We start from the raw sequence: 8,209 nt of genomic DNA, 5'->3' as shown, positions 1-8,209 counted from the left end.
TTGAAGGTTGGGTTTTATTTGGGGGCGGTAGAGAGTGAGGCGGTTGCGTGTCGAGTGAGGAATTATGGGGTCAGGGCTGGGCTGGATGATTTGACAACATTTACTAACTACAACATGAATAATTGGATGTCAACCAATTCACAATATCCAGCCAAAATCGTGCATAGAAACGGCGAATTTTTTATAGACACATCAGGGGTCTGGGATCTTTTTTTGCGGAAATTTTTTCATAATATTATCGAGGGCGATTCTTATGTATTTACGTTTGACTACCGAACAACAGGACCTGAATCTTATAAATTGAGCCAAAACGAATCATTGATAGTTAATGGAAAATTCGCGGCGAGCACGAGCTGGCAGTCCATCCGAGTCGAATTTAACGCGAAGATAGCACCCGGATCTATCGTTGCTCTTGACTTTTATGTGGGAGGCGTTGGAGAAATATATATAGATAATTTACGCCTCAGAAAAAGCTGACAAAAAATAGCCCTAATTATCTGCAGCCGTTAGCGCAGTATCTTTGTAAATGCCCCACAAATTGCTCCTTATTAATTTGGTGCTTATGCAGCATTTCACTATGCCGATTCAACACATCACACAACGCCTGCCGTTCCGCCCGCGTCTTGTAATCCTCCCTCGAGCTAATGCCGTGGTGAACTCTTCATCTTCACGGTTATTGTCGCCAGTCCAAAAAGTGACCACTCATCGGATACACTCCCACACCTGTCAGATCTGACAGGTGCGCCCTGCCCTCAAATCCGCTTTCATGACTCCAGCGCCTGGCACCTTGCAACCGGGCCCATAACGGAGCACTGCCATGAGCCAGCCGCTGGATGAAAACCGCATTCTTGCCCTGAGCCCTCCCTTCATACAGGGTAAGGTCGACTTGCAGACGCCGGAGAACTATCACGGAGGCATATCGCTGGATACCGTCAAGGATGATTTGCGGCTTTTCGTTGATCCGTGGATAGGTATGGCACTGAAAGACGAATGCCAAATGTCTTATGACGGCGTCATTGTCGGAACGATACCGGTCGATGAAAACAATCTGAATAAACGGCTGGAATTCAAAATCCCCAGGGCTCAGGTCACCAATGGCGCAGCACTCGTCTTTTACACGGTGAAACGCTTGGGTCAGGAGCCAGTGAGCTCCGAGCCGGTGTTGCGTATGTGGGTCCAGCTCACACGGCCAGGCGGCCTGGATCGCGACCCCGAGGACGGCCATTCCGGCCTGCTCTACACGCTGAGCCCTGATCCGTCTCAAGGCGTGGATGCGGAAATGGCCCGGCGGGAAATCCGCATGCTCATCGTGCCTTATGAAAACATCGCCGTCTTCGACACCATTCGTTGTGGTTGGGGAGATCAGGTGGTGACGTACTACCCGGTCACCAGAGAGCAGATCGAAGATCCGGTCAACAATCCGATCATCGTCACCTTCACCGAAAAAGTCATCAGAGACCAAGGCAACGGCAGGAACATCGAAGTGCGCTATCAGGTCTTCGACCGGGTTAATAATTTCCCGGTTCCAGAGGCGCCGTGGTCGAAAGTCACCTATGTCAATGTGGACCTGAGCATCAGCCGCTTGCCGGCGCCAACAATCTGGGTCAACAACCAGAACGTCACCACCATCGACCTGAAGGTACTGGGTACGAGCGACGCCGATGCACGGGTTTATTTCACCCCGCCGGATTTCCAGATTGGAGACGAGGTCGAGCTAAGGTGTACCGGCCAGACATCTGAGGGAGTACCTGTCACGATCGGACCGTTGGTACACACGGTCGGTGCCGTGCCTGGGCACTTCGATTTCAAGCTGGCCAATGCCTCCATCAGGGCCATGGTCAATGGCTCGGCCACGACCAACTACAAGTTAACCCGCGCCAACGTACCTGCGCGTCCGTCCAATGACGTTGTTGTTCCAGTCACTGGCGAAGTCAGTCAGTTGAAACCGCCAACGGTTGTCGAGGCGCCTGATTACAAACTTGACCCGAACCGGCATCAGAACGGATTCACCACGGTGTTTGACACCGCCGCGTTTGGCGCAAATCACGATGTGAAACTGGAAATCGCCGGCACACCGGGCGCCGGCTCAGTACCTCCCCAGCAAAAGCCGGTGGCGGGACAATCGAAAGTGCAATTCGCCATTGATTTCTCCGTCACCGGGGCAAATCTGCAGCGCAGTGTGGAGCTGATATACAGCCTGATCGTTAATGGACAACCGACGCCGGCGCAGAGTGTGACGCTGGTGATTGGCGAGTTGCTGCAATCGAGCATGCCGATGCCGAAGCTCGAAGGGTTTGATGGTGAGGTGCTGGATGTAGGGTTGATCAAGGATGACACCAAGGTACTGTGCGGGGCTTGGCCGTTTCAGCGGATGGGGTTACCGATTTGGTTGGAGTATGTGGAGACGTTTGCAGGGGGTGGGGAGCGGGTCAAGCAGCAGTTTGTGGGGGCAGCGCATGATCAGGGGGTGGGGCTGAGTTATTTGGCTGAGGTGGAGTGGTTGCGGGGGTGTAAGGCGGATTCGACGTTGGCTGTTGTGTTGAAGGTTGGTTTGTATGAGGGGGCGGTTGAGGGTGAGGCGGTTGCGTGTCAAGTGAGGAGCTATGGGGTGAAAGCGGGGTTGGATGATTTGACTACGTTTGATAACTATGACTGGAATCACTGGGCATTATCCGTTCGAGAATGGCATTCAAAGATTACGCTTGTTGATAGTGAGTACTTCTTAGAATCAATTATTACCCCTTCGTTCCATCCCAGAACAGCGGTTAGTAAGTGCTTTCAAGGGATCGAGGCGGGCACCCCTCTCGAATTCAGTTTTGATCATAGGTCGCCAGCTACATTAGACATTTACTTTAGTCAAAATGAGGTCATGGAGCATTACGAGCAAGTCGCTGAAAGCGAAATATGGCAAACAGCAATTGTACGTTTTTACTCGGCGAAGTCTCTTACACCGGGAACTTTAATGCTGTGGTTTTACGCGTATAACTCCACGCATATTTTCTCCATCAAAAATTTAAGACTGAGGAAAATATGATCGGCGTTTAAAACTGTAATTATTAAGATCAAATAGTAACATCTACCTAATCTGATGCTTATGCAACAACCGATAAAAAGTAGGCCGCGAAACCCCTAAAACTTTCGCGGCCACGCTTAAATTATCACTATGCCGATTCAACACATCACACAACGCCTGCCGTTCCGCTCGGGTCTTGTAATCCTCCAGCGTGCCCATCGGCGTGGCGATCGAGTGTTGGCTGATCAACCCTAAATCCCGCGCCTCGATCTGCCGCCCCTCCGCTAACACCAACCCACGCCTGACCCGATTCGCCAGCTCGCGCACATTGCCCGGCCAGTCATGTTTGCCCATGGCAATCAATGCATCTTCGCTGAAGCTGCGTGGCCGGCGCCCGGTTTCGTGGCTGTAGAAGTGCGAAAAATGGTTGGCCAGCATCGACAGATCGCCATGGCGCTCGCGCAATGGCGCGGTCACCACTTGCAGTACGTTGAGCCGGTAGTAAAGGTCCTCACGAAAGCGCTTCTTCTCGATCGCCGCTTCCAGGTCAACGTGGGTTGCGGCCAGCACGCGCACATCCACCGGTATCGGCTGACTGCCGCCAACCCGCTCGATGTGCTTCTCCTGCAGAAACCGCAGGAGATTGGCCTGCAGTTCCAGCGGCAAGTCGCCGATTTCGTCGAGAAACAACGTACCGCCATTGGCCGCTTCGATGCGTCCGACCTTGCGTTGATGGGCGCCAGTAAAAGCGCCCTTCTCGTGGCCGAATAGCTCGGACTGAATCAGATGCTCGGGAATCGCCCCGCAGTTGATCGCTACAAACGGTTTGTTGTGACGCTGGGATTGTCGGTGCAGGGTGCGCGCGACCAGCTCTTTGCCGGTGCCGCTTTCGCCGCGAATCAGCACGGGCGATTCGGTCGGGGCGAGTTTGCTCAGCAGTTTGCGCAGTTCGCGGATCGGTTTGCTGTCGCCGAGCAGTTCGTGCTCCGGCTGATCGACGTGAATCGTGCCCTGACCGCGCAGGCGCGCCATGCCGAAGGCGCGGCCGAGGGTGACCTGGACGCGGGAGACGTCGAAGGGCAAGGTGTGGAAGTCGAAGAACCATTCACAAACGAAATCGCCGACGTTCTGTAAGCGCAGGACTTCCTGATTGAGCACGGCAATCCATTCGGTGCCGCTGCGGCTGATCAGTTCTTTGACCGCTTCTGGGCGTTCCAGGTGGTAAGGCTGCAAGCGCAGCAGGCCGACGTCACAGGCGCGGGATGCGGCGTTCTCCAGATTACAGCTGTCGACATCCCAACCGACGGCGCGCAATCCCGGCAACAGGCGATGGCAGTCGTCGCAGGGATCGACCACCAGTAAACGTCTCGACGCAGGCGCTTCGCTCATGACTGTTCCTTGGCGCCAAATTTGATAAATGATCGAAAAAACAGTCATTTGGCAGACCCGGTTGTAACACTAGCAAGATTTTGACGGGGGCTTGTACCGATTGCTTATAGGCTGGCTATTAAAAGAGTTATAAGAAAGTTGGTTGTTAGTTAGCTATCGACTATTTGCGGCGAGTCAAAGAGCGGCCCCTCACCCTAGCCCTCTCCCAAGGGAGAGGGAACTGACCGAGGTGCTTGCGCGAGGTACGCCGATCTGAAAGACCGAGCCGAACTCGAGTTTGAAAAGCCCACAACTCGGCTCCCTCTCCTTGGGGAGAGGGCTGGGGTGAGGGGTGAATTCAGCGCGGTGTTCGGACAGGTGCAGGATTAACGAAACGAACTTACGTTATGTAAAGAACCTGAAATTTCTTTGTTTCAAGTGTGACCCACCCCCCTGTTGCGTGCATCAGTACAAGTAACCCGCCGCACGGTAAGCCCAACCGACGGCACATCACTTGATTGGGCGCCAATAGAGAGAAGACCCCATGACTGCCCCGCTGCGTATCAACGAAGCTCTTCTGATTGCCAACCACGCGTTCAAGCCTTTTCAGTGCGTGGCCTGGGCGCCACAAGACGGCAATGGCGAACTGAGCCTGACCGTCGTCGACCGCACCAATTCCCACATCGGTCGTAAACAGATCCCGAGCAGCGCCTACTCCGACCCGGCGCAACTCGAACAACTGCTGCAACAGGCCCGCGCCGAGCTGAGCGAAGACGGCCACAAGTTGCAATCGTGGTCGATGCCACACTGATAATCGAACAAAGGCGGATGACGTTAAAGTCATCCGCCTTTGTTGTATGCGAAGTCGAATAAGCACAGTACTTACCGCGCTGTTTCATCCAAATTGCTTGGCTCGCTTGCGACTGGTTCAACAAGACACTGTTCTGGCACAGTGCGACCGTCGTTCTGTTGATTCGTCCAGTTGTACTTCTCGCGGTTCAGGGATTGAATGTTTCGCTCGTGCAGTCAGCCTCCCAATCACTGGGATATCGGCTACTCGCAAGGAGACGCGTGCATGTCGACCCTGAACACTTATGCGCTGCCCACGGTATGGAACAACCCCGGTTCGCTCGACTCGACCTTCGCCATCGGCGGTGTTGCGCAGGTGTACTTTGCCGGTAGCCTGTCCAGCCAGACACAACATGTCGCGCTCGATGCGCAGGGTCGGATTCTGGTCGCCGCCAAGGTCGGTACGCCGAAGGGAAGTCGTTTTGGCCTGGCGCGGCTGCTGGGTGATGGTTCGGCGGATTTGTCGTTCGGTATTCAGGGCAGCGTGATCGGCAGTTTCGTCGAAGGATTCGAAGCCAAGGCCGGCAAGGTTCAGGTACTAGCTGACGGCAAGATTCTGCTGGCCGGCCTGCATTATGAAGACACCCATCGCACCCTCCCCGCCTTCGCCCTGTTCGATGCCGACGGCCGGCCAGATCGAACTTTCGGTGATGACGGCTTCCAGATCGTGCGCCTGCCCGGCGAGCTGTCCATGGGCACCCGCGACAACTGGCTGCCACCGGGTGTGCCAGGTGTTGAAGCCTGTGACTTTGCGGTGCAGGAAGACGGTCGCATTGTGCTGATCGCCAACCATCATTTCAGCCTCGCCGACCACGCCGGCATGCTGATTCGCCTGTGTCCTGATGGAAGCCTCGACGAATCGTTCAACGGGCGCGGATTTGTCATGGTTCGCCACTTGCTGCTCAACACCTGGCTGAGCACCCTGCTGTTGAAGGCGGATGGGCGAATTGTCGTCGCAGGTTCGATCGACTTTCCGCAGCAAGGGCTGCTGGCGGTTTATCAGTCCGATGGGCGTCTGGACGAGCGTTTTGCCGTGGACGGTTTCATGGCGTTCAGGGCCCACGGCAACAGCGCTCAGGTCAGCCAGATCATCGAGTCCGCCGACAGGCTCTACTGCTTCGGCAGCAGCCGCGATCCGATCCGCTGCCTGACGTTTGTCCTGCACGCCAACGGTCGACCGGACCTGCACTGTCATCATGGCCAACCACAGGTGGTGGACATCGGTCCCAGCGGATGCCAATGGAACGCCGCCCAGTTGATGAGCGATGGCCGCATCGTTGCCGTGGGCGCGACCATCGGCGGGGTTGAAGCCGACTTCATGGTCGCCCGTTATCAAGCTGACGGCAGTCTCGATCCAGCGTTCGGCCAGGGCCACGGTTGGTTGCGCACGCGACTGGGGCGAAGCCTCGATACAGCCAATTCTCTGGCCGTACAAACTGACGGCGCGATTGTGGTAGGTGGCTATTCACTGGATGGCAACTACCGGGCAATGGTTGCGCGTTATCTGAATCCATAGAGCATTCAACAGGATCGAGGTTATCGGCGACTTGATCTTCCTTGAAACATCCGGCAACTTTCGCGCTTCTAAATAAAAGGAGCAGCCGATGTCCGGTTCAATCGCCCAGGCGTTCGCGCACAACTTCCTCGGGCAATCGCCACGCTGGTACAAGGCGACCATCGTCGGTTTTCTCATTCTCAATGCCGTGGTCCTGTTCACCATCGGCCCGGTCGCCGCAGGCTGGTTGCTGGTGATCGAATTCATCTTCACCCTGGCCATGGCGCTCAAGTGTTATCCGTTGATGCCCGGCGGCCTGCTGTTGATTGAAGCGTTGCTGTTGAAGATGACCACGCCGCAAGCGCTGTACGATGAGTTACTGCACAACTTTCCGGTGATCCTGCTGCTGATGTTCATGGTTGCCGGCATCTACTTCATGAAAGATCTGCTGCTGTTTCTCTTCTCGCGGCTGCTGTTGGGCGTGCGCTCGAAAGCGATTCTGGCGCTGATGTTCTGCTTCTTGTCGGCATTTCTTTCGGCATTTCTTGATGCGTTGACCGTGACGGCGGTGATCATCAGTGCGGCTGTCGGCTTCTACTCGGTGTATCACCGGGTCGCGTCGGGCAACGATCCACGCAAGGACAGCGAATTCGGCGACGATGAGCATCTACCGTCGCGACACCATGAGGACTTGAATCAATTCCGCGCTTTCCTGCGCAGCCTGTTGATGCACGGCGCGGTCGGCACGGCGCTCGGTGGCGTCTGCACCTTGGTCGGTGAGCCGCAGAACCTGTTGATCGGCCATGAGATGGGCTGGCATTTCGGCGAGTTCTTCCAGAAAGTTGCCCCGGTGTCGCTGCCGGTACTGGTGGCGGGTCTGGTTACTTGCGTGCTGCTGGAGAAGCTGCGCTGGTTCGGATACGGCACGCTGCTGCCGGACAACGTCCGCGCTGTGTTGGCTGACTACGCTGCCGAGGACAACGCCAAACGCACGCCCCGTCAGACGGCGGCGCTGCTGGTGCAAGGGGCGGCGGCGCTGATTCTGATTGGTTGCCTGGCGTTTCACCTGGCTGAAGTCGGCCTGATCGGTTTGATGGTGATTGTGTTGATCACTGCGTTTACCGGCATCACCGACGAGCATCGCCTGGGCAGCGCATTCAAGGACGCCATGCCGTTTACCGCGCTGCTGGTGGTGTTTTTTGCCGTGGTGGCGGTCATTCATGATCAGCAACTGTTCGCCCCGCTGATCCAGTGGGTTCTGGCGTTGCCGATGGATCAACAGCCGGGGATGTTGTTCATCGCCAATGGTCTGCTCTCGGCGATCAGCGACAACGTGTTTGTCGCGACCATTTACATCACTGAGGTGAAACAGGCTTTTCTTGCCGGGCACATGACTCGTGAGCATTTCGAAACGTTGGCGATTGCGATCAACACCGGCACCAATCTGCCGAGTGTGGCGACACCGAATGGTCAGGCAGCGTTTC

The 8,209-nt window shown here is 55.8% G+C and carries 6 protein-coding genes; 5 read left to right on the top strand and 1 reads right to left on the bottom strand.

Annotated elements, in window-relative coordinates:
* Together OQK_RS30640 and OQK_RS24135 are read left to right on the top strand one after the other, a co-directional pair.
* Positions 1–477: hypothetical protein (locus OQK_RS30640; RefSeq protein WP_162098748.1), on the top strand; the 477-nt coding region annotated here is incomplete at its 5' end.
* Between the two features lie 340 nt (positions 478–817).
* Positions 818–3,034, top strand: a complete 2,217-nt coding sequence (locus tag OQK_RS24135; protein WP_016774679.1) for a hypothetical protein — start codon at positions 818–820, stop codon at positions 3,032–3,034.
* Between the two features lie 42 nt (positions 3,035–3,076).
* On the opposite strand, the gene OQK_RS24130 is transcribed toward OQK_RS24135, so the two are convergent.
* Positions 3,077–4,402 (bottom strand): sigma-54 dependent transcriptional regulator, encoded by a 1,326-nt coding sequence (locus OQK_RS24130; RefSeq protein WP_016774678.1) that lies wholly within the window; start codon positions 4,400–4,402, stop codon positions 3,077–3,079.
* Between the two features lie 523 nt (positions 4,403–4,925).
* Here OQK_RS24130 and OQK_RS24125 point away from each other — a divergent pair.
* From OQK_RS24125 to nhaB, 3 genes are all read left to right on the top strand, one after another.
* Positions 4,926–5,192, top strand: a complete 267-nt coding sequence (locus OQK_RS24125) for a hypothetical protein (protein WP_016774677.1) — start codon at positions 4,926–4,928, stop codon at positions 5,190–5,192.
* 264 nt (positions 5,193–5,456) lie between these two features.
* Complete coding sequence (locus tag OQK_RS24120) at positions 5,457–6,746, top strand: hypothetical protein (protein WP_016774676.1); 1,290 nt, start codon at positions 5,457–5,459, stop codon at positions 6,744–6,746.
* Positions 6,747–6,834: 88 nt separating this feature from the next.
* On the top strand, positions 6,835–8,209 hold a 1,375-nt coding region (nhaB, locus tag OQK_RS30635), incomplete at its 3' end, for a sodium/proton antiporter NhaB (protein ID WP_016774675.1).

It is taken from the genome of Pseudomonas sp. R62 (assembly GCF_000257605.1).
GTDB classification, from domain to species: Bacteria; Pseudomonadota; Gammaproteobacteria; order Pseudomonadales; family Pseudomonadaceae; genus Aquipseudomonas; species Aquipseudomonas atacamensis.
This window is presented reverse-complemented; position numbering and strand designations above follow the sequence as displayed.